Here is a 20,807-nt window from a genome sequence, read left to right as displayed (position 1 = left end):
GGTGGCGCTCCGGGCTACCGGTTCCTGGTGAAGTCCGCCGCGGCGAGCAGAGCCGTGTCCGGGTTGTCGGAGAAGATCCCGTCGATGCCCGACGCGAAGTACGCCCGGAACGCACCGAATGCGTCGCCGTAGGCATTGGGGTCCGTACCGCGCCGGAAGTCGGCCGGCAGGAAGGTGTTCTCGTTGCGCATGGTGTACGGGTGCAGGATCAGGCCCTGCGCATGCGCGTCCTTCACCAGAGTGGTCGGAGTGGCGAGCCGGCCCGACGCATCCTTGGGGATGATCAGGTCCAGGGTGGGGCCGATGCCCTGCGCGAAGGACGCCATCCACGCCAGCCCGGAGGGCTTCACGAGGTCGTCGACCGTACGCGGGTCGCCGGTCGCCACGAAGTCCCAGGGACGCGATCCCGCTCCGGAGAGCAGAACGACACGCGGGGTGGCGACGAGCTTCGACAGCCGCTGGATGCTGCTGGGCTCGAACGACTGGAGGATGAGCGGCGACTGCGCACGGTGGCGGTTGTAGCGCCGCAGCAGCTTGGCGAGCGGCTCCTCCAGACCGAGGCCGAGGCCGCGGAAGTAGGTGGGGTGCTTGGTCTCGACGTACAGCCAGACCTGCTTTCCGCGCCGGTGGCCCTCGCGGTCGGCCCACTGCAGTACCTCTTCGAAGGTGGGGACCTCCCAGCGGCCGTCGTAGAGCGTGTTCTTCTGGCGGTTGCCCGGGATACGCTCCTTGGCGCGGAGCGTCTTCAGCTCGGCGAGGGTGAAGTCCTCGGTGAACCAGCCGGTGAGGGAGACACCGTCGACGCTCTTCGTCGTCCTGCGGCTCGCGAACTCCGGGTGGTCGGCGACATCGGTGGTGGCGGTGATGTCGTTCTCGTGACGGCAGACGAGATGGCCGTCCTTGGTGGGTACCAGGTCCTGCTCGATGATGTGTGCGCCCATGTCGAGGGCCAGCTGGTACGAGCCCAGTGTGTGCTCGGGGCGGTAGCCGCTGGTCCCGCGGTGTCCGATCACCGTGGGCACCGGCAGGTCCAGACGGTGGCCGTGGCCGCCGGACAGTTCCGCGGGGGCCCCGGCCGTGTTCCCGGCGGCGCTCGCCGTGCCGGACAGGGAGAGGGCGGCCGTTCCGAGTACGGCCGCCCCCGCTCCCAGGACGGTCCGACGACCGGGGTTCGCCTGCGCGCGCTCTGTCATGATTGCTCCCTCGCATGTGATGTGTGGCACCGTCGAGCGAGGCCCGAGCGTAGGGAGCTGCGCCATCCGGGTGGCATCCCGTGGACGAACACAGCCGAAACACACGTCAACAGTGCGTATCCACTGGATGAACCCGATGTGCGATCGGCGAGTACCCGCGAGTATCGTCCTCACCTGCATATACCGTCACGATCCCGCACCTCGGCCGGCCCTGGCCCCTGCACCGGAGGAACCGTTGTCCCGACACGCACTCATCAAGGCAGTGCTCGGACCGCTCTTGCGCCTGATGTTCCGCCCCCAGGTGGAGGGCGTGGAGAACATCCCCGGGGACGGTCCGGTGATCCTCGCGGGCAACCACCTGACGTTCATCGACTCGATGATCATGCCGATCTGCTGCGACCGGCCGGTGTTCTACATCGGCAAGGACGAGTACGTGACGGGCAAGGGGCTGAAGGGCCGGCTGATGGCCTGGTTCTTCACGGGCTGCGGCATGATCCCGGTGGACCGGGACGGCGGGCGCGGCGGTGTCGCGGCGCTGATGACGGGCCGTCGGGTGCTGGAGGAGGGCAAGGCGTTCGCCATCTACCCCGAGGGCACTCGCTCCCCCGACGGCCGGCTCTACCGGGGCCGTACGGGCATCGCACGGCTGACGCTGATGACGGGTGCGCCGGTGGTTCCGTTCGCCATGATCGGCACGGACAAGCTGCAGCCCGGCGGTGCGGGACTCCCCCGGCCCGGCAAGGTGACGGTCCGCTTCGGCGAGCAGATGGAGTTCTCCCGCTACGAGGGCATGGACCGCGACCGCTATGTGCTGCGGGCGGTGACCGACTCCGTGATGGCCGAGGTGATGCGGCTGTCCGGCCAGGAGTACGTCGACATGTATGCGACGAAGGCGAAGGCCGCCTGACCCGGCGGATCCCCGGAACATCCGAAGGGCCCGTACCCCCGCTCGGCGGTACGGGCCCTTCCGCATCCCCTGACCACTCCTACGGCCGAAGGCGCGCACGGCCGGCCGGGCTCTGCGCCGGACGGGCCCTACGGGTGCTCGATCTCCTCGTCCAGCGCCTGGCCGCGCAGCAGGAACCATGCGGCCGCCGCCGTCGCCAGCAGGACCGCCGCACCGATTCCCGCGGCGATGTGCAGCCCGTCGACGAACGACTCCTGCGCCGCCGAGACCAGGGCGTGCCCCTGCCCGGCCGGGAGACCCTGGGCCGCTTCGACGGCGCCGCCCAGTGAGTCGTGGGCTGCCGCCGCGGCCCCGGCCGGGACGCCGGGCGGGGTGACGAAGTCCTGGTAGACGCCGGTGACGATGGAGCCGAGCAGAGCGATGCCGAGGGCCGCGCCGAGTTCGTACGCCGTCTCGGAGACCGCCGAGGCGGACCCCGCGTGCTCCTTCGGGACGCTGGAGAGGATCACGTCGGAGGTGACGGTGAAGGCGAATCCCGCGCCGATGCCGACGACCAGCAGCAGAAGCCCGATCAGCGGATAGCCGGTCTCCTTGTGGACCAGGGTGACCGCGGCGAGCGAGACGCCGACCGCCGCGAGCCCGGCGGACACCACGAACCGCACCGAGAAGCGGCGGGCGGCCCGGCCGGCGATCAGCCCGCAGGTCACCGCGCCGACGGCGGCCGGCAGCTCGGCGAGTCCTGCCTCCAGCGGACCGCGCCCCTGGACCAGTTGGAGGAACTGGGAGAGGAAGAAGACCAGCCCGGACAGGCCGAGGATGGTCAGCAGGTCGGCGAGGACCGCGCCCGAGAAGCCGCGGTGACGGAAGAGCCGCATGTCCAGCAGTGGATCGGCCAGCGTGAGCTGCCTGCGCACGAACCAGCAGAGCAGGGCCGTACCGCCGACACCGGCGACGGCGACCTCCCAGCTCCCGCCGTGCGCGGCCAGCTCCTTGATGGCGTACACGACGCCGACCATGCCGACCAGGGAGAGCCCCACACTGATCAGGTCCCAGGGGCCCGGCGCCGGGTTCTTGGACTCGGGGATCAACCTGATGCCGACGACCACGAGGACCGCCATCACCGGCAGGTTGATCAGGAAGACCGACCCCCACCAGAAGTGCTCCAGCAGGAACCCTCCGACGACCGGGCCGACGGCCGCGCCCGCGGAGGCCATGGCGCCCCAGACACCGATCGCGAAGGAGCGCTCGCGCGGGTCGTTGAAGAGATTCCGGATCAGGGCGAGGGTGGACGGCATCAGGGTGGCGCCCGCGACACCGAGCAGTGCCCGCGCCAGGATCATCATCTCGGGGCTGCTCGCGTACGCGTTGAGCACGGAGACCGCGCCGAACGCGGCGGCACCGCTCAGCAACAGCTTCTTGCGGCCGATGCGGTCTCCGAGGCTGCCCATGGAGACCAGGAGCCCGGCGATGACGAACGAGTAGACGTCGCCGATCCAGAGCAGCTGGGTGCCGGTCGGCTCGAGATCCTCGGTGAGGAACGGTGTGGCCAGGCCCAGCACGGTGGCATCGATCGCCACCAGCAGTACGGCGAGTACGAGCACGGCCAGCGCGATCCACCGACCGGGGCGGCGCAGCTCGTCGGTGGTCCGTGCCTGCTGGTCGATGCCGGTCATTGCTCCACGCTCCGGCGTGCTCCGCCGAGCAGCAACTCGACGATCATGTACGCGAAGTCCTGTCCTGCCACCCGGCCCGCCTGAACGGCCCATGCGCCGGTGGAAACGAGCCCGTACAGGGCCTCGGTCAGCCAGGCGGGGGTCAGGTCGATGCGGAACTCGCCGCGCTCCTGGCCGCGCCGGAAGAAGGCGGAGACCCGCGCGTCCAGCCGGTCCCAGCCCTCGTTCACCTGGTCGCCCTCGAAGAGCTGGTTCTCGGTGACGAGGAAGGACAGCAGTCCGGCGCTCGGCTGCACGGCCGCGATCAGCCGGCGCAGCGCCTCCTCCGAGGTCCCCTCGTCGAGCGCGGCGGCGTCGAGAGCCGCTTCGAACTCCTGGATCCCCAACTCCTCCAGCGCCCTGACCAGGGCGTCCCGTCCGGCGAAGTGCCGGTGCAGGGTGGCGCGTCCGATGCCCGCGGCCCTGGCGACCTCGTCCATGGTGGCGGTCGATTTCCGGGTCAGGAGTGAGGCGGCGCTGCGCAACACCTGCGCACGGTCGAGAGTCATGAGACGACAGTAACCCAGATGAGACATATTTGTCTCATTGAATAATCCATCGCCCCCCTCTCCGGGAGAGGGGACCATGGCGCCATGAAGCCGCTGCTGCTGATCGACATCGACGGTCCGCTCAATCCGTACGCGGCGCTGTCACTCCGCCGGCCGCCGGACGGATACCTGGTCCATCGGATGCGGCCGACGGGGTGGACCGACGGCCCCGCCCTGCCCGTCCTGCTCAATCCGGACCACGGCACCGCACTGCTGGCGCTAGCCGACCGGTACACCCTGGTCTGGGCGACGACGTGGAAGGACGAGGCCAACGAGTGGGTCGCCCCGCATCTCGGGCTGCCGCCGCTGCCGTACATCGACTGGCCGACGATGCACGGCGGGGCACCCGACGGAACGTTCTGGAAGACGCAGTACGTCGTGGAGTACGCGGCCGGACGGCCGTTCGCCTGGGTCGACGACGAGATCACCGAGCGGGACCGGGCGTGGATCACCGGGCAGGGACAGCGCGACGCGCTGCTGCGCCGGATAGACCCCTGGACCGGTCTGGAGCAGGCGGACTTCGACGCGCTGGCGCAGTGGGCGGCGGACCGGGACGGGTAAGGCACGCCGTCCGTCCCGGTCCTTGCGGGAACTCCGCCGTCAGTCGTTCAGAACGACCAGGTCCAGCTCGGGAAGGCGGGCCGGATCGTTGATCACATACAGCTCGACGACCCTGCTCCGCTCGATCGTGAAGCGCATGACGGAGAACCTCTGCCCCTCGGTGATCGAGATGACCGCCGGGGCCCCGTCGACGAGCGCCGGCTGCGCCGACCGGGCGAACGGCGCGAACATGATCGCCTGGCGGGCGACCGAAACGGCCCCGCGCACCACCGTGGGAGCGCCGGCACCGCCGTCCGACCGCGCCACCACGTCCGGGTCCAGCACGGCCACCAGCGCATCGAAGTCGCCGCCCCGGGCAGCGGCCAGGAACGCGTCGACGACCTCCCGTTTCCGGATGAGATCGGGGTCCGGCAGCCGGTCCACACCCTGGACGCGGCGGCGGGCCCTGCTGGCGAGCTGCCGGGCCGCGGCCGGAGTCCGGTCCACGATGCGGCCGATCTCGTCGAACGGCACCGCGAACATGTCGTGGAGCACGAAGGCGAGCCGTTCGGCCGGGTCCAGCGTCTCCAGCACCACCAGCAGCGCCAGCCCGACCGAATCGGCCACCAGCGCCTGCTGTTCGGGGTCGCTGCCGGGCTGAGGGCCGAGGACCGGAGCGGGGGCGTCGTCGCCGGGCACCCGTGCCTCCAGGGACTCCTCGCGCCGCGACCGGCGCGAGCGCAGCATGTCCAGACAGACCCGGCCGACCACCGTGGTCAGCCAGCCGCCCAGGTTCTCGATCTGCCGGCCGTCGGTGCGGCTGAGCCGGATCCAGGCTTCCTGGACGGCGTCGTCCGCGTCGGCGGACGAGCCGAGCATCCGGTAGGCCACGGCCTGCAGATGGGCCCGGCTCTCCTCGAAGCGTTCCGCCAGAAACTCGTGCTCGTCCACAGGCCCATTCCTCCGTAGCGTTCCGTCACAGCATTGACGTTGCGCAGCGGGCAGATGTGACAGGACCGGGGTTCACCGGCTCGTGGTGCGTTGCGCCGGTCAGCTCCAGGGCAGCCCGGCGCGGTGGCGCCAATACGCCTCGGGGTCCTCCACCAGCGTGTCCAGCTGGGTCAGCCGCTGCTCGTCGAGGTCGAGGAGCGGCGCGTGGAGGTTGCCGGCGAGCTGCAGGACGGTCGTCGCGCCGGAGAGGACGACACCGGCCCACGGCTGGCGCAGGACGAACGCGAGCGCGGCCGCGTCACTGCCGAGTTCCGCGGTGGCAGCGATCTCCTGGACGACGGCGGGAGCTTCCGTCCCGGCAAGCCGGCCGTTGGCCAGCGCCTCCTTGACGATCACGGTGAGCCCGGCGTCGTGCGCCTCGGCGAGCGCCGGTCCGGCCGATGTCTCCAGGACGTTGAAGGTGGCCTGGACGGTACGGAAGAGGGGTTCGCCGTCGACCGTCACGGCGAGGGCCCTCCGGATCGCGTCCGCCTGGGCGGGGCCGCTGGTGGAGAGGCCGACGGTGACGCCGTCGGCGGCGAGTGCAGCGAGCCGCTCGTGCAGTTCCTTGTCGGTGAGGGCCGGGCTGTCGGGCGTCACCGAGTGGATCTGGTAGAGGTCGAGCCGGTCACCGAGCAGCGCCTCGGTCTCGGCGCGCTGGCGTGCGAAGGCGGCCGGACTGTGGTCCTTGACCTCGTGCTCCTCGGCGTCGACGGTCCAGTCGGCGGTGTAGGTGTAGCCCCATTTGCTGCCGACGACGACATCGCTCACGTCAGGGCGGAGGGTCAGCCAGTCACCGAGGAACTCCTCGGCGCGGCCGTAGGAGCGGGCGGCGTCGAAGTAGCGGACGCCCTGCGCGTAGGCGGCGTCGAGCAGCTCGAGGGTGAGCTCGCGCAGTGCGTCGACACTGCGGGTCCCGGGCAGGTCCCGGTCGCGGTGGAGATTGATGTAGCCGGGCCTGCCGACCGCGGCCAGGCCGAGCCCGATGTGGGCGGTCGGGGTCGTCGCTGAAGCCAGGCGGCTGAAGGGCATCGCGGGCTCCTCGTGGGTCGGGTTCCGTCTTTCCTTCCCGACCAACGTAGCCCGCGATGCCGTTCGCGCACCTACCGGCGGGCCGTCGCCCAGGCGTGCTGCGCCGCCAGGTCGTGCTTGACCTCGGCGAGCTGCACGGCGACGGCCGACGGGGCCGTACCGCCGCGGCCGTCACGGGAGGCGAGCGCGCCCGGCACGTCGAGGACCGTGCGGACCTCGGGGGTGAGGTGGGGGGAGATCTTCGCGAACTGCTCGTCGGTGAGCTCGTCGAGCTCGATGCCGTGCTGCTCGCACTCCTTGACGCACTCGCCCGCGACCTCGTGCGCGACACGGAACGGCACGCCCTGCTTGACCAGCCACTCGGCGATGTCGGTGGCCAGCGAGAAGCCGGCCGGGGCCAGCTCCTCCATCCGCTCGCGGTTGACGGTCAGCGTGGCCATCATGCCGGTGAAGGCGGGCAGCAGGATCTCGAGCTGGTCGCAGGAGTCGAAGACCGGCTCCTTGTCCTCCTGGAGGTCGCGGTTGTACGCGAGCGGGAGGGCCTTCAGTGTGGCCATCAGGCCCGTCAGGTTGCCGATCAGGCGCCCGGACTTGCCGCGGGCCAGCTCGGCGATGTCCGGGTTCTTCTTCTGCGGCATGATCGAGGAGCCGGTGGAGAAGGCGTCGTGCAGGGTGACGAAGGAGAACTCCTTCGTGTTCCAGATGATGATCTCCTCCGCGATCCGGGACAGGTTCACGCCGATCATCGCGGTGATGAACACGAACTCGGCGACGAAGTCGCGGGAGGCCGTGCCGTCGATGGAGTTGGCGACGGAACCGTGCTCGAAGCCGAGGTCCGCAGCGACCGCCTCCGGGTCGAGCCCGAGCGAGGAGCCGGCCAGCGCGCCGGAGCCGTACGGGGACACGGCCGTCCGCTCGTCCCACTGCCGCAGCCGCTCGGCGTCCCGGGACAGGGACTGCACGTGGGCCAGGACGTGGTGGGCGAAGAGGACGGGCTGGGCGTGCTGGAGGTGCGTCCGGCCCGGCATGGCGACGTCCGGGTGGGCCTCGGCGAGGCCGACCAGCGCGTCCTGGAGCTCGGCGATCAGACCGCCGATGATCCGGGCGTGGTCACGCAGGTACATCCGGAAGAGCGTGGCGACCTGGTCGTTGCGCGACCGGCCCGCGCGCAGCTTGCCGCCGAGGTCCGGGCCGAGACGCTCCAGCAGGCCGCGCTCCAGCGCGGTGTGGACGTCCTCGTCGGCGATGGTGCCGGTGAACGACCCGTCGGCGACATCGGCCTCCAGCTGGTCGAGACCGGCGGTCATCCGGGTCAGCTCGTCCTCGGTGAGCAGCCCCGCCTTGTTGAGGACGCGCGCGTGGGCGCGGGAGCCGGCGATGTCGTACGGCGCGAGCCGCCAGTCGAAGTGGACGGAGGCGGACAGCTTCGCCAGCGCCTCGGCCGGACCGTCGGCGAAGCGGGCGCCCCAGAGGCGTACGTCGCCGTTGCCGTTGCCATTGCTCACTGCGTGCTCCTCAAGAGACAAGAGGGTGGATGTGCGAGCGCCTCCCCGCCGCGGAGCAACGGGGAGGCGGTGACGTAAACGGGGTGGCGTCAGGCCAGGTCACGCTTGGCGGCGATCTTCGACGAGAGGCCGAAGATCTCGATGAAGCCCTGCGCCTTGGACTGGTCGAACGTGTCGCCCGAGTCGTAGGTGGCGAGGTTGAAGTCGTACAGCGATTCGCTGGACTTCCGGCCGGTGACGACGGCGCGGCCGGCGTGCAGCGTCATCCGGATGTCGCCGGTGACGTGCTGGTTGGCCTCGTTGATGAAGCCGTCCAGGGCGCGCTTGAGCGGGGAGAACCACAGGCCGTCGTAGACCATCTCGCCCCAGCGCTGCTCGACCTGCCGCTTGTAGCGGGCCAGTTCGCGCTCGACGGTGACGTTCTCCAGCTCCTGGTGGGCGGTGATCAGTGCGATCGCGCCCGGGGCCTCGTACACCTCGCGGGACTTGATGCCGACGAGCCGGTCCTCGACCATGTCGATCCGGCCGATGCCCTGGGCGCCGGCCCGCTCGTTGAGCTGCTGGATGGCCTGGAGGACGGTGACGGGCTTGCCGTCGACGGCGACCGGGACGCCCTCCTTGAAGGAGATGACGACCTCGTCGGCCTCGCGCGGGGTGGCCGGGTTCTCGGTGTACTCGTAGATGTCCTCGATCGGCGCGTTCCAGATGTCCTCCAGGAAGCCCGTCTCGACGGCGCGCCCGAAGACGTTCTGGTCGATGGAGTACGGGGACTTCTTGGTGGTCGCGATCGGGAGGTTCTTCTCCTCGCAGAAGGCGATCGCCTTGTCCCGGGTCATCGCGTAGTCACGGACCGGGGCGATGCACTTCAGGTCGGGGCCGAGCGCGGAGATGCCGGCCTCGAAGCGGACCTGGTCGTTGCCCTTGCCGGTGCAGCCGTGGGCGACGATGCCGGCGTTGTGCTTGTTGGCGGCGGCGACGAGGTGCTTGACGATGGTCGGCCGGGAGAGCGCCGACACCAGCGGGTAGCGGTCCATGTAGAGGGCGTTGGCCTTGATCGCCGGGAGGCAGTACTCCTCGGCGAACTCGTCCTTGGCGTCCGCGACCTCGGCCTCGACGGCACCGCAGGCGAGCGCACGCTTACGGATGACGTCCAGGTCCTCGCCGCCCTGGCCGACGTCCACGGCAACGGCGATGACCTCGGCGCCCGTCTCCTCGGCGATCCAGCCGATGGCGACGGAGGTGTCCAGGCCGCCCGAGTAGGCGAGTACGACGCGCTCGGTCACGGGTTTCTCCTTACGGTGCAATCACTGATGGGTATAACTATGCAGTCCTCCGTATTATTTGTCAAAGCTGCTGGTGAACGGCTCACCCGAACGCCCGAACCGGGCCGTCTCCTCGCCCCGGCCGCGCCGGCTCGCACCGCAGCCGCCGCCTCGGACGATGGGCCCGTCCAGACACTGTGCGCGGAGGCCGCGATCGCGGGAATGCGGGACGGGGCGTACGACGAGGTGCTGGACCCGCTGCTGTCCGCGCGGTCGCCCCGGGTGCGGGCCGTCGGTGTCACCGCGCTGCGGCGGGCCGGGCGGCATGACGAGGCCGCGGTGTTCCTCGCCGACCGGTCCGGGGTCGTAGGGGCCTGTGCCCGCTATGTACTGCGGCAGGGCGGCATCGATCCGCTCCCTCTCTACCGGTCGATGTGCACCGACCCGGCCGCCCGTCCCGCGGCCCTCGCCGGGCTCGGCGAGTGCGGCACCAGGAAGGACGCCCCGGCGCTGTGGTCCCTGGTGACGCATCCTGCAGCCGCAGTCCGCGTCCACGCCGTCACCGGTCTGCGCGCGCTCGACGCGGTGCGGCACGAAAGGCTGCGGCCCCTCCTCGGCGACCCGTCACCCGCCGTTGTCCGGGCGGTGACACAGGCTCTGCTGCCGGACGCCGACCGGATACCGCACGAGTGACTGCTCGTCAGGACCGGGGCGACCGGCCGTGTGCGCTCCGTGCGGCGGCGGCGCGGCTGTTGCGCGCCCATGTCCGCGCGGTTGGTCCGGCAGCAGCGTCCCACCGGTTGAAATGCCTCCGCCGGGCGCCGCATGGGTGCCGATAATCGCCGCATGGGAAAGCTGTATGAACGTATCGACGGACGCATCCGCACATTCATCGAGGAACAGCCGGTCTTCTTCACCGCGACCGCCCCGCTGGCCGGGGACGGGCATGTGAATGTGTCCCCCAAGGGGCGGGCGGGAACCCTGGTCGTGATCGATGAACTGACGCTCGCCTACCTGGACTTCGGCGGGAGCGGCGCCGAGACCATCGCGCATGTGCGGGAGAACGGGCGGATCACACTGATGTGGTGTGCCTTCAGCGGGCCGCCGAAGGTGCTGCGGGTGCACGGCGAGGGCGAGGTGGTCCTCCGGGACGACCCGCGCTGGTCCGAGTACATCGCGCACTTCGCGAAGGAGGCGGCCACCGGGCAGGGGGCCCGCGCGATCATCGTGGTGCGGGCCCGGCGGGTCAGCGACGCCTGCGGTTTCGCTGTGCCGTTCATGGACTACCGCGAGGAGCGGACCATGCATGCCGAGCATTTCAACCGCCAGTCGGACGACGAGTTCAACGCGTACTGCGAACGCAAGGAGCATGTGGCCCAGAGCCTGGACGGGCTGCCCGCCCTGCCGTTGCCGCTCCCCGTGCGGACGGATTGACCGTTCTCGTCCTCCCGGGCGGCCGGTCGGTACGGCACGTTCACGGAGCGGACCCGAAGCCGCCGGGTGCTTCCGGCCGGAGCAGTCCCCGGCCTGCCCGTCGCAGAACGCCTCGGGCCACGCCTCGTCGGAGTCCACCCCCGTTCGGCTCCGCCCCGGCGGCGGAACGCCCCTGGCCCGCATACGGTCGGACAGCATGCGCCCCGCTCTCGCACTCGCCTCCGCCGCGCTGGCCCTGTCCACCGCCACGCTCACGGCCGCCGCTCCCTTCCCCGGGCGCCCGCTCGCCGACCGCATGGCCGACACGGGTGGCGGCGCCCAGTTGATCACCGCCGAGGCCGCGCACACCACGTCCACGACAGGCACGGTCACCTGGTGGGACCTGCGAGGCGGTCGCTGGGTGGCGGCCGGGTCGGCGCGCGCCCGGTTCGGCGCGAAGGGGCTGGCCGAGGGGGCGACGCGCAGGCAGAGCACCGACACCACGCCCGCCGGCCTGTACGACCTTCCGTACGCCTTCGGGGTCGAGGCGGCGCCGGGCGGAACCCGCTATCCGTACCGCCGGGTCAGCGACCGCTCCTGGTGGTGCCAGGACAACAAGGCCCGCGCCTGCAACCGCTGGGTGGAACCGCGGCCCGCGGACTGCCGGGCGGGCGAGGCCGAACACCTGATCACGTACCCGGTGCAGTACGCCCGCGCCCTGGTCGTCGGGTTCAACTACCACCGGCCGGTCCGCCGGCGGGGTGCGGGGATATTTCTGCACGTGAACGGGGACGGTGCGACCGCCGGCTGTGTCTCCGTACCGGCGGGCGCGATGGACCGGATCCTGGCCTGGGCGGATCCGGCCCGGCGTCCGCACATCGCGATCGGGACCCGTTCGGGCCCGACCGCGATCACCCGCTACTGAGCCGGGCCGGCGTGGCTCACCGCTCGTTCTGCGCCAGCCGCAGCAGGTGGTCGGCGAGCGCCTGACCACCCGCCGGGTCGCGGCTGATCAGCATAAGCGTGTCGTCGCCCGCAATGGTGCCGAGGACGTCGTGCAGTTCGGCCTGGTCGATGGCCGAGGCGAGGAACTGGGCCGCGCCCGGAGGCGTACGCAGCACCACGAGGTTGGCCGAGGCCTCCGCCGAGATGAGCAGTTCGCTGGAGAGACGCCGCATCCGCTCCTCCTTGGCGGACTCGCCGAGCGGTGCCTGCGGGGTGCGGAAGCCACCCTCGCTCGGCACCGCGTAGATCAGCTCGCCGCCGGTGTTGCGGATCTTCACCGCGCCGAGTTCGTCCAGATCGCGGGAGAGCGTCGCCTGGGTGACGCTCAGTCCGTCATCGGCCAGCAGCTTCGCCAGCTGGCTCTGCGAGCGCACCGGCAGCCGGTTCAGGATGTCCACGATCCGGCGGTGGCGTGCCGTGCGGGTCTGCGGTACGGACGGCCCGCCGAACTCGGATTCCTGCGCCTCGGTCATCGTCGTCGCCTCATTCTCCGGAGCTCTTCTCTCCCGATCGTCCGTCCCCGTGTGCCGCGTCGAGAGCGCCGGGCAGTGCCTCGAGGAACGCGTCCACCTCCGCGTCACCGATGATCAGCGGCGGCATGAGCCGCACGACATCGGGGGCGGGTGCGTTCACCAGAAGTCCGGCTCCCTGAGCCGCCTGTTGCACCTGAGGCGCGAGGGGCTCGGTGAGCACGATACCCAGCAGCAGGCCGGAGCCACGGACGTGGGAGACCAATGGGTGCCCCAGCCCCTCGACGCCGTCCCGGATCTTCTCGCCGAGCCGCTTCACCCGGTCCAGTGCACCGTCGGCGGCGAGGGTGTCCAGGACCGCGAGACCGGCGGCGCAGGCGATCGGGTTGCCGCCGAACGTCGTGCCGTGCTGGCCGGGCTTGAGCAGGTCGGCCGTCGCACCGAAGGCGACGGTGGCGCCGATCGGAAGTCCGCCGCCGAGCCCCTTGGCGAGGGTGACGATGTCGGGCTCGACGCCCTGGTGGGCCTGGTGCTCGAACCACTGGCCACACCGTCCGACACCGGTCTGCACCTCGTCGAGGACGAGCAGGGTGCCGGTGGCCCGGGTGATCTCCCGGGCGGCCTCCAGGTAGCCCTTGGGCGGGACGACCACACCGTTCTCGCCCTGGACGGGCTCGATGATCACCAGCGCGGTGTCGTTGGTCACCGCGGCCCGGAGGGCGTCCACATCGCCGTACGGCACATGCGTGACATCGCCGGGCAGCGGGAGGAAGGGCTCCCGCTTCTTCGGCTGGCCGGTGAGCGCGAGGGCGCCCATGGTCCGGCCGTGGAAGCCGCCGTCGGTCGCGACCATATGGGACCGGCCGGTGAGCCGGCCGATCTTGAAGGCGGCCTCGTTGGCCTCGGCGCCCGAGTTGGAGAAGTAGACGCGTCCGGTCCGGCCGAAGAGCTGCAGGAGCCGTTCGGCGAGCGCGACGGGCGGTTCGGCGATGAAGAGGTTGGAGACATGGCCGAGGGAGGCGATCTGGGTGGAGACGGCCTCGACGACGGCGGGGTGGGCGTGGCCCAGCGCGTTCACCGCGATACCGCCGACGAAGTCGAGGTACTCGGTGCCGTCGGCGTCCCACACATGGGCGCCCTCGCCGCGGACCAGAGGGAGCCGCGGGGTGCCGTAGTTGTCCATGAGCGAGCCCTGCCAGCGCTGCGAAAGCTCGGCGTTGGTCATGCTTCCCCCTGTGCGTCGGGTGCTTCGGGTGAGTCGGGTGCGTCGGGCACGACCATCGTGCCGACACCTTCGTCGGTGAAGATCTCCAGCAGGATCGAGTGCTGGACCCGGCCGTCGATGACACGGGCGGTCTCGACACCGTTGCGTACGGCGTGCAGGCAGCCCTGCATCTTCGGGACCATGCCGCTGGACAGGTCCGGCAGCAGCTTCTCCAGCTCGCCGGCGGTGAGCCTGCTGATCACGTCGTCGCTGTTGGGCCAGTCCTCGTAGAGACCCTCGACGTCGGTGAGGACCATCAGCGTCTCGGCGTTCAGCGCGGCGGCGAGTGCGGCGGCCGCCGTGTCGGCGTTGACGTTGTAGACGTGATTGTCGTCGGCGGAGCGCGCGATGGAGGAGACGACCGGGATCCGGCCGTCGTCCAGCAGCGCCTGGATGGCCCCGGTGTCGATCGCGGTGATCTCACCGACCCGGCCGATGTCGACGAGTTCACCGTCTATGAGAGGCCGGTGCTGGGTGGCCGTGATGGTCCGGGCGTCCTCACCGGTCATGCCGACGGCGAGCGGGCCGTGCTGGTTGAGCAGGCCGACGAGCTCGCGCTGGACCTGTCCGGCCAGCACCATCCGTACGACGTCCATCGCTTCCGGCGTGGTGACGCGCAGCCCGGCCTTGAACTCGCTGACCAGGCCCTGCTTGTCGAGCTGGGCGTTGATCTGCGGCCCGCCGCCGTGCACGACGACGGGCTTGAGGCCGGCCTGCCGCAGGAAGACGACGTCCTGGGCGAAGGCCGCCTTCAACTCGTCGTCGACCATGGCGTTTCCGCCGAACTTGATGACGACGGTCTTCCCGTTGTGCCGGGTCAGCCACGGCAGCGCCTCGATGAGGATCTGCGCCTTCGGGAGTGCGGTGTGCTTCCGCGCCGTGCTCATGAGCTGTACGCGCTGTTCTCGTGGACGTAGTCCGCGGTGAGGTCGTTGGCCCAGATGACGGCCGACTCGGAACCGGCGGCGAGGTCGGCGGTGATCTTCACCTCGCGGTAGCGCATGTCGACGAGGCCGCGGTCCTCGCCGACACTGCCGTTCTTGCAGACCCAGACGTCGTTGATCGCGACATTGAGCTGGTCGGGTTCGAAAACGGCCTTCGTCGTGCCGATCGCGGAGAGGACCCGGCCCCAGTTGGGGTCCTCGCCGTGGATGGCGCACTTGAGGAGGTTGTTGCGGGCGATGGAACGGCCCACCTCGACGGCGTCTTCCTCGGTCGCGGCGTTGACGACCTCGATCCGGATGTCCTTGGAGGCGCCCTCCGCGTCGCCGATCAGCTGCCGGGCCAGATCGGCGCAGACGGCCCGTACGGCCTCGGCGAACTCGTCCTGCCCAGGGGTGATCCCACTCGCGCCGGAGGCCAGCAGCAGCACGGTGTCGTTGGTCGACATGCAGCCGTCGGAGTCGACCCGGTCGAAGGTGGTGCGGGTCGCGGCGCGCAGCGCGGAGTCGAGTCCGGCCGCGTCCACATCGGCGTCGGTGGTGAGGACGACCAGCATGGTGGCAAGTCCCGGCGCGAGCATGCCCGCGCCCTTGGCCATACCGCCGACGGTCCACCCCTCGCCGCCCGCGACGGCGGTCTTGTGGACGGTGTCCGTAGTCTTGATCGCGATGGCGGCCCTCTCGCCGCCGTGCTCGCTCAGCTCCGCGGCGGCCTTCTCGATGCCGGGCAGCAGCTTGTCCATCGGGAGCAGTGTGCCGATCAGCCCGGTCGAGGCGACGGCGATCTCACCGGCGCTGTGACCGATGAGGACCTCGGCGGCCTTCTCGGCGGTGGCGTGGGTGTCCTGGAATCCCTGCGGGCCCGTGCAGGCGTTGGCGCCACCGGAGTTGAGTACGACGGCGGTGACTTCGCCCCCCTTGAGGACCTGCTCCGACCAGAGGACGGGGGCGGCCTTGACGCGGTTGGAGGTGAAGACGCCCGCGGCGGCGCGACGCGGGCCGCGGTTGACCACGAGGGCCAGGTCCGGGTTGCCGCTCTCCTTGATCCCCGCGGCGATGCCCGCCGCCGAGAATCCCTGTGCTGCCGTGACGCTCACTGCATCTCCTCGTTCGCTTCTCCGGCCGCGCGCCTCAGCGGCGCGGCCTTCGTCGTTGTCCGCAGCCCGGCGGCTGCGCGTGCATCGCTCACGGAGCCACTCCGATCGTGGAAAGTCCCGTGTCCTCGGCGAGTCCGAGAGCGATGTTCATGCTCTGCAGGGCGCCGCCCGCAGTGCCCTTGGCGAGGTTGTCGATGGCGCTGATCGCAATGATCCGGCCCGCCGCGACGTCGTGGGCGACCTGGATCTGTACGGCGTTGGAACCGTAGACGGACGCTGTGGCGGGCCACTGCCCCTCGGGCAGGAGATCCACGAACGGCTCGTCGGCGAACGCCTTCTCGTACGCCGCGCGCACCGCGTCGGCACTCACGCCGGGCTTCGCCTTCGCACTGCACGTGGCGAGGATGCCTCGGGGCATGGGCGCGAGGGTCGGCGTGAACGAGACGCTGACCGGCTCACCGGCCGCGGCGCTGAGGTTCTGGATCATCTCGGGGGTGTGCCGGTGCACGCCGCCGACGCCGTACGGGGACATGTTGCCCATCACCTCGGAGCCGAGCAGGTGCGGCTTGGCCGCCTTGCCCGCCCCGGACGTACCGGACGCGGCGACGATCACGGCCTCGGGCTCGGCGAGCTGTGCCGCGTACACCGGGAAGAGCGCGAGGGAGACGGCCGTCGGGTAGCAGCCGGGCACCGCGATCCGCTTCGACCCCGCCAGCGCGGCGCGGGCCCCGGGCAGTTCGGGCAGACCGTAGGGCCAGGTCCCGGCGTGCGGCGATCCGTAGAACTTCTCCCAGTCGGCGGCGTCGTTCAGCCGGAAGTCGGCGCCCATGTCGACGACGAGCACCTCGTCACCGAGCTGCTCCGCGACGGCGGCGGACTGCCCGTGCGGCAGTGCGAGAAAGACGACGTCGTGCCCGGCGAGGACCTCGGGGGTGGTCGGCTGCAGCACCCGCCCGGCGAGGGGCCGCAGATGCGGCTGCAGGGATCCGAGCGTCTGGCCCGCGTTGGTATTCCCGGTGAGAGCACCGATCTCGACCTCGGGATGAACCAGCAGCAGACGGAGCAGCTCCCCGCCGGCGTATCCGCTTGCCCCTGCTACCGCTGCACGTACCGCCACCGAAATCCTCCTCGTCGATGGCATGACTATACGCAAAGCCGCACGTTTATGCAACGCCCCTCGCGCGCGCACAGCGTCCCGCTGAGACTGGGTTTTTGTGCCGGCCCGTGGGCGGCCGAGTTGGCCCGGGTAAGCGTTGGGGGTGGCCCGCAGGGTAGCGGTCGCTGCTCTCACCTGCGCAGTTTTCGTAGTAAGTGGCACGCGGGGCCGTTCGGGCGGGTTGTTCTGGGGGCATGGAGGTATCGGTCCGTACGCTGCCAGTCGAGGCGGGGCCGGTGTGGTCGCACGAGTGCACCCTTGATGATCTCGTCGTGCCGTACGCCGTCGCCGCTGAGGCGGCTGCGCGGCTGGAGAAGGGGCGCGGGTGGGCGCGTCGGTGGACAACGGTGTGGAAGGCGTCCCGAGCGAAAGTGGTCTGCCCGGTTCAGGACCTGGCGGGCTTTCGCGCGCTCGCCTCGGCACCGGTGCGTGGTTTCACCTGGAGGGCCAGTCAGCGGCATCGGCCGGGGTTGAAGTTCGTGCTGACCACGGGCCGGATGCACGGATTCGAGAGCTTGGAAGAGCGGCGCTCACCGCTGGCCCTGGACTTCACGAACGGTATGAGCGAGGTGTTGCTGATGGGCATCGCCGGCAAGCTGCTGTTCGCCGACAACACCCAGCAGCGGATCACCGGCCTGTTCGACGCCGCTTTCCACACCCGGGAAAGCCGCACCTCCTGGGCACGGTTCTTCGCACATCACGCACGCACCTGCCCAACCCGGCTCCGGGACATCACGCGTCCATCTTCATCTGGCCGCGCATCATCGCCGGGGAGCACCTCTTCGCTCCCCGGCCCCTCGAACAGGCCCAGCCCGAGCAGATCCGCCGGGCATGGGCGGCGCGGCGTCCGACCACCTGGCATCAACTCGCCGGACGCCTGAATCCGGGCCCTCACTATGCGGCTCTGCGGCGACACCTTACTGAGTACGCAGACAAGCCGGCCCAGGAGATCGACGGCGGAGACCCGCTCACCAAGTGATCGGCACCCTCGTCCTGAAGGTCGAATCGAGTACCAACATGTCAATCCGCTAGGTGTCGGCGTACGCGTCCTGCTCCCCGGCCGGGTACAGACGAACGTGCTCAGTTCGCCGGACGCCACAGCGCGCAGGGCACCCGGTGACCCACGACGTCATCGATCTCGACGAGCGCCACCGGATCGACGATCCGGCCATCCGCACCCCGGCCGCCGGACAAGGTCGCCCACCGCCAGGATCAGACGCCTTCGCGCAGGTACAGGTCGCGCAGCAGGCCGATCTCGCCGCCGTGATGTGTGACCTCTTTCAGAGCGTGCAGCGCGAGCTTCAGATAGGTCTCATCGGCCCAACCGCCTGGGCCCATGCCGATCGGCGCCAGGAGGCGCTTGTCGCCGAGGGCTGCGATACGGGAGATGAAGTGGTCCCAGTCCTCGGCCAGCGCCTGGACGCCCTCTTTCGCGGTGCCCGGCCACTCGTGGCGGTCGCCGAGCTCGGGAACGTCCTCGAAGAAGTGGATCACATAGCCGCGCAGGCAGAGGCTGCCGATGTGCCAGATGCGCCAGGCGATCGTCGTGAAGGGGTCCGGTGCCTCCGGACTCGATTCCGGAAACAGCGTGGCGACGCGGAAGACACCGTCGTCGCCGGGGCGGATGCTGATGCAGTCGCTGACCGGCTCCCAGTGGTACTCGGCGTCGGTCAAGTCCTCCAGGCGCTCGAACAGCCGGAATCGCACGTTTTCGAAGATCGCGAGAATGTCGCGCGTGACGGGGTCGGGCACGATCACGTCAGCCATGTCAGCTCCAGGGCACAGTGGTTCCGGGGCGGTCGGGATGATCAGGATGGACAGGTCGGTCGGCTCGGTCAACTGCCGCCGCCTCGTCGGCGTCACCGCGCAGCCCAGCGTTTTCACATGGAACACAGCACGCCGACGTCACTGTCACCACCTCACCGTCGGACCGACCGCCACACAGACCGCGCCCGCAACCGGCCCACGGGCCAGGCGCCACCTTCGCAGGCCTACCCGTCCTGCAGTCAGAGGCGGTCACCCGCCACGGGTTCCACTGACATCCCTGCCGCGCCCGGTATCGCCTTCGGCTCCGGCAGGCGCACGGCCCCGCCCCGGGTGGACCGCGGGTGGATCGAATCCGCGTCGGCCTGCGGGCCGGAACACCCTCCGTTTTGGACTTGCAGGTCCATTTTTGTCGTCGCACAGTGGCACTGCGCCCTGGCTCTCCAGGGCCGCCCCGTCCGGTCGAAGGCTGCATGCGGCCCGGCCGTTCGGGTTCACGGTGGAGAACCAATCAACGGAGTGAACCATGTCCATGCGGCTTGAGGGCAAGACCGCCCTGGTGACCGGAGCGACCAGCAACATCGGGCGGGCGATCGCGGAGGCTTTCGCCGCCGAGGGGGCGTACGTCGCCGTCTCGGGCCGCAGCGCCGAGCGCGGCAAGGAGGTCGTCGACGGGATCCGCGCACGCGGCGGGCGCGCCGGCTTCGTGCAGGCCAACCTCGATGGAAGCGCCGCCGCCTCGCAGGCGCTGGCCGAGGAGGCGACGCAACTCCTCGGCGGCCGTATCGACGTCCTCGTCAACAACGCCGGTATCTACCCCGGCGACACCACGGCGACCACCGACGAGAAGACCTTCGACCGGGTCTACGCGGTCAACGTGAAGGCCCCGTTCTTCCTGACCGCTGCCGTCGCACCCGCCATGGTGGAGGCCGGCGGCGGGGTGATCATCAACCTGGGCTCCTGGATTGCGCGCCTGGGCATTCCGATTGGCGCCCTCTACAGCTCCACCAAGGGAGCCGTGGAGACGCTGACCCGGGCCTGGGCGGCGGAGTTCGGGGAGCGGGGCGTTCGGGTGAACGCGATCTCCCCGGGTGTGGTGCAGACGTCCGCACCGGGAGAGGTCCACCCCGGCGAGATCATGATGAAGGGCACCCCCGCGGGCCGGATGGGCACCCCCGACGCTATCGCGAACGCCGCCGTGTACCTGGCCGGTGACGAGTCCTCATTCGTGCACGGCATCGTGCTCGACGTCGACGGCGGCCGCACCACCGTCGCCGTCATCGCCGGTTGACGCATGACACCGCCCCCGGAGGCGGGTGGTTTCTGTGAAGCCGCCCCCACCCGTGCACAACCACCGCGCAGGTCACGCCACGGCGCGGCCTGCGCGGCGCAGGTCCGCGATCCCTTGATCGAGAGCAGCGCGCAGGTGCGTGGACCGGCCCGTCGACAGCAGGATCGACACGCCTCCTTGAATCCCGGCCAGAAGCGCCGCGGCCCTCGCGTCGACATCGAGCTCGGCGGGAAGCGTGCCGGCCGCTTGCAGCGCCCGGATGCCCACCGCGAGGCTCTCCTCCCAGCGGCGCAGCAGCTCGATCACGATCGCCCGCGCCCCGGGAGTCGAACGCCCAACCTGAAGGAACAGCGACCCGAGCGGACACTGGTCCCCCTGCGCTTCGTAGCGCTTGACCACCACGTCCCGCCACTGCTCCCAAGCCTCCCACGAGTCGAGGCGACCCAGATAGGGTTGCTGGTCCTCCAGGACCTGGTCCGCCTCGAACTGGGCCACCGCGACGAGCAGTTCGTCCTTGCCTGCTGGAAAGTAGTGGAACAGCTGGCTCTTGCTGGTGCTTGTCCGCGCCATGATGTCGTCCAGCGTCGCCGAGGCGACACCTTTCTCCCGCAGCACCGCCGCGGCCCCCTCGACGATCCGGCTCCGCGTCGCCTTCCCCTTCGCCGTCAGCTCCCCCGGCACGACCCACCTCCTTATAATGGACTGAGTAGTCCATTA

21 protein-coding genes are annotated in these 20,807 nt (G+C 70.4%); 7 read left to right on the top strand and 14 right to left on the bottom strand.

Annotated elements, in window-relative coordinates; all coding sequences use genetic code 11:
- Positions 1-14: 14 nt before the first annotated feature.
- Positions 15-1,193 carry a glycerophosphodiester phosphodiesterase gene (locus OG878_RS31940; protein WP_328889989.1) on the bottom strand — a complete coding sequence of 393 codons (1,179 nt, stop codon included), beginning with the start codon at positions 1,191-1,193 and terminating at the stop codon, positions 15-17.
- A 235-nt stretch (positions 1,194-1,428) separates the two neighbouring features.
- Between OG878_RS31940 and OG878_RS31935 the strand changes: the two genes are divergently transcribed.
- Positions 1,429-2,100, top strand: a complete 672-nt coding sequence (locus OG878_RS31935) for a lysophospholipid acyltransferase family protein (protein ID WP_277325173.1) — start codon at positions 1,429-1,431, stop codon at positions 2,098-2,100.
- Between the two features lie 128 nt (positions 2,101-2,228).
- Here the strand turns inward: OG878_RS31935 and OG878_RS31930 are convergent, their stop codons facing one another.
- Complete coding sequence (locus tag OG878_RS31930; protein WP_328889988.1) at positions 2,229-3,773, bottom strand: MFS transporter; 1,545 nt, start codon at positions 3,771-3,773, stop codon at positions 2,229-2,231.
- Entirely contained in the window at positions 3,770-4,321 is a 552-nt protein-coding gene (locus tag OG878_RS31925; RefSeq protein ID WP_328889987.1) for a TetR/AcrR family transcriptional regulator, read from the bottom strand. The genes OG878_RS31930 and OG878_RS31925 overlap by 4 nt, the downstream gene beginning before the upstream one ends.
- 84 nt (positions 4,322-4,405) lie before the next feature.
- Between OG878_RS31925 and OG878_RS31920 the strand changes: the two genes are divergently transcribed.
- Complete coding sequence (locus OG878_RS31920) at positions 4,406-4,921, top strand: hypothetical protein (protein WP_328889986.1); 516 nt, start codon at positions 4,406-4,408, stop codon at positions 4,919-4,921.
- Positions 4,922-4,960: 39 nt separating this feature from the next.
- On the opposite strand, the gene OG878_RS31915 is transcribed toward OG878_RS31920, so the two are convergent.
- From OG878_RS31915 to OG878_RS31900, 4 genes are all read right to left on the bottom strand, one after another.
- A complete protein-coding gene (locus tag OG878_RS31915; protein ID WP_328889985.1) occupies positions 4,961-5,851 on the bottom strand; it encodes a sigma-70 family RNA polymerase sigma factor in 891 nt (296 codons plus the stop codon).
- 99 nt (positions 5,852-5,950) lie between these two features.
- Positions 5,951-6,922 (bottom strand): aldo/keto reductase, encoded by a 972-nt coding sequence (locus tag OG878_RS31910; RefSeq protein WP_328889984.1) that lies wholly within the window; start codon positions 6,920-6,922, stop codon positions 5,951-5,953.
- 71 nt (positions 6,923-6,993) lie between these two features.
- Positions 6,994-8,427: an argininosuccinate lyase gene (argH, locus tag OG878_RS31905; RefSeq protein WP_328889983.1), complete on the bottom strand. Its 1,434-nt coding sequence runs from the start codon at positions 8,425-8,427 to the stop codon at positions 6,994-6,996.
- Between the two features lie 89 nt (positions 8,428-8,516).
- Positions 8,517-9,710 carry an argininosuccinate synthase gene (locus OG878_RS31900; RefSeq protein WP_328889982.1) on the bottom strand — a complete coding sequence of 398 codons (1,194 nt, stop codon included), beginning with the start codon at positions 9,708-9,710 and terminating at the stop codon, positions 8,517-8,519.
- A gap of 27 nt (positions 9,711-9,737) precedes the next feature.
- On the opposite strand from OG878_RS31900, the gene OG878_RS31895 reads away from it, so the two are divergent.
- The 3 genes from OG878_RS31895 to OG878_RS31885 all read left to right on the top strand — a co-directional run bounded on the left by OG878_RS31895 (position 9,738) and on the right by OG878_RS31885 (position 12,027).
- Complete coding sequence (locus OG878_RS31895) at positions 9,738-10,382, top strand: HEAT repeat domain-containing protein (protein ID WP_328889981.1); 645 nt, start codon at positions 9,738-9,740, stop codon at positions 10,380-10,382.
- Between the two features lie 153 nt (positions 10,383-10,535).
- A complete protein-coding gene (locus OG878_RS31890) occupies positions 10,536-11,123 on the top strand; it encodes a pyridoxamine 5'-phosphate oxidase family protein (RefSeq protein WP_328889980.1) in 588 nt (195 codons plus the stop codon).
- 196 nt (positions 11,124-11,319) lie between these two features.
- Positions 11,320-12,027: a L,D-transpeptidase family protein gene (locus tag OG878_RS31885; RefSeq protein ID WP_328889979.1), complete on the top strand. Its 708-nt coding sequence runs from the start codon at positions 11,320-11,322 to the stop codon at positions 12,025-12,027.
- Positions 12,028-12,043: 16 nt separating this feature from the next.
- On the opposite strand, the gene OG878_RS31880 is transcribed toward OG878_RS31885, so the two are convergent.
- The 5 genes from OG878_RS31880 to argC form a co-directional block, all read right to left on the bottom strand.
- A complete protein-coding gene (locus OG878_RS31880) occupies positions 12,044-12,580 on the bottom strand; it encodes an arginine repressor (RefSeq protein WP_328889978.1) in 537 nt (178 codons plus the stop codon).
- A gap of 10 nt (positions 12,581-12,590) precedes the next feature.
- The gene (locus OG878_RS31875; RefSeq protein WP_328889977.1) at positions 12,591-13,802 is read right to left on the bottom strand and encodes an acetylornithine transaminase; all 1,212 of its coding nucleotides are present in this window, start codon (positions 13,800-13,802) and stop codon (positions 12,591-12,593) included.
- Positions 13,799-14,728 (bottom strand): acetylglutamate kinase, encoded by a 930-nt coding sequence (gene argB / locus OG878_RS31870; protein WP_328889976.1) that lies wholly within the window; start codon positions 14,726-14,728, stop codon positions 13,799-13,801. Before argB ends, OG878_RS31875 begins: the two co-directional genes overlap by 4 nt.
- Entirely contained in the window at positions 14,725-15,879 is a 1,155-nt protein-coding gene (argJ, locus tag OG878_RS31865) for a bifunctional glutamate N-acetyltransferase/amino-acid acetyltransferase ArgJ (protein ID WP_328889975.1), read from the bottom strand. The genes argB and argJ overlap by 4 nt, the downstream gene beginning before the upstream one ends.
- 88 nt (positions 15,880-15,967) lie before the next feature.
- Positions 15,968-16,996 (bottom strand): N-acetyl-gamma-glutamyl-phosphate reductase, encoded by a 1,029-nt coding sequence (argC, locus tag OG878_RS31860; protein ID WP_328889974.1) that lies wholly within the window; start codon positions 16,994-16,996, stop codon positions 15,968-15,970.
- A 311-nt stretch (positions 16,997-17,307) separates the two neighbouring features.
- On the opposite strand from argC, the gene OG878_RS31855 reads away from it, so the two are divergent.
- Positions 17,308-17,916 carry a hypothetical protein gene (locus tag OG878_RS31855; protein WP_328889973.1) on the top strand — a complete coding sequence of 203 codons (609 nt, stop codon included), beginning with the start codon at positions 17,308-17,310 and terminating at the stop codon, positions 17,914-17,916.
- Positions 17,917-18,247: 331 nt separating this feature from the next.
- On the opposite strand, the gene OG878_RS31850 is transcribed toward OG878_RS31855, so the two are convergent.
- A complete protein-coding gene (locus OG878_RS31850) occupies positions 18,248-18,919 on the bottom strand; it encodes a DinB family protein (protein WP_328889972.1) in 672 nt (223 codons plus the stop codon).
- Between the two features lie 406 nt (positions 18,920-19,325).
- Here OG878_RS31850 and OG878_RS31845 point away from each other — a divergent pair, with 406 nt between their 5' ends.
- Positions 19,326-20,090, top strand: coding sequence for an SDR family NAD(P)-dependent oxidoreductase (locus OG878_RS31845; protein WP_328889971.1), 765 nt, complete (start codon positions 19,326-19,328; stop codon positions 20,088-20,090).
- Between the two features lie 72 nt (positions 20,091-20,162).
- Here the strand turns inward: OG878_RS31845 and OG878_RS31840 are convergent, their stop codons facing one another.
- Entirely contained in the window at positions 20,163-20,771 is a 609-nt protein-coding gene (locus OG878_RS31840; protein ID WP_328889970.1) for a TetR/AcrR family transcriptional regulator, read from the bottom strand.
- Between the last annotated feature and the right edge of the window lie 36 nt (positions 20,772-20,807).

The sequence above is a fragment of the Streptomyces sp. NBC_00316 genome, assembly GCF_036158715.1.
Classification (GTDB): domain Bacteria; phylum Actinomycetota; class Actinomycetes; order Streptomycetales; family Streptomycetaceae; genus Streptomyces.
Note: the sequence above shows the minus strand (reverse complement) of the source record. Positions and strands in the feature narration are given on the sequence as shown.

Coding starts and splice junctions, on each gene's coding strand:
- OG878_RS31920 (WP_328889986.1), top strand. CDS start 4,406: ATGAAGCCGCTGCTGCTGATCGACATCGACGGTCCGCTCAATCCGTAC.
- OG878_RS31940 (WP_328889989.1), bottom strand. CDS start 1,193: ATGACAGAGCGCGCGCAGGCGAACCCCGGTCGTCGGACCGTCCTGGGA.
- OG878_RS31845 (WP_328889971.1), top strand. CDS start 19,326: ATGTCCATGCGGCTTGAGGGCAAGACCGCCCTGGTGACCGGAGCGACC.
- OG878_RS31875 (WP_328889977.1), bottom strand. CDS start 13,802: ATGACCAACGCCGAGCTTTCGCAGCGCTGGCAGGGCTCGCTCATGGAC.
- OG878_RS31895 (WP_328889981.1), top strand. CDS start 9,738: ATGGGTATAACTATGCAGTCCTCCGTATTATTTGTCAAAGCTGCTGGT.
- OG878_RS31930 (WP_328889988.1), bottom strand. CDS start 3,773: ATGACCGGCATCGACCAGCAGGCACGGACCACCGACGAGCTGCGCCGC.
- OG878_RS31910 (WP_328889984.1), bottom strand. CDS start 6,922: ATGCCCTTCAGCCGCCTGGCTTCAGCGACGACCCCGACCGCCCACATC.
- OG878_RS31880 (WP_328889978.1), bottom strand. CDS start 12,580: ATGACCGAGGCGCAGGAATCCGAGTTCGGCGGGCCGTCCGTACCGCAG.
- OG878_RS31885 (WP_328889979.1), top strand. CDS start 11,320: ATGCGCCCCGCTCTCGCACTCGCCTCCGCCGCGCTGGCCCTGTCCACC.
- argB (WP_328889976.1), bottom strand. CDS start 14,728: ATGAGCACGGCGCGGAAGCACACCGCACTCCCGAAGGCGCAGATCCTC.
- OG878_RS31890 (WP_328889980.1), top strand. CDS start 10,536: ATGGGAAAGCTGTATGAACGTATCGACGGACGCATCCGCACATTCATC.
- OG878_RS31925 (WP_328889987.1), bottom strand. CDS start 4,321: ATGACTCTCGACCGTGCGCAGGTGTTGCGCAGCGCCGCCTCACTCCTG.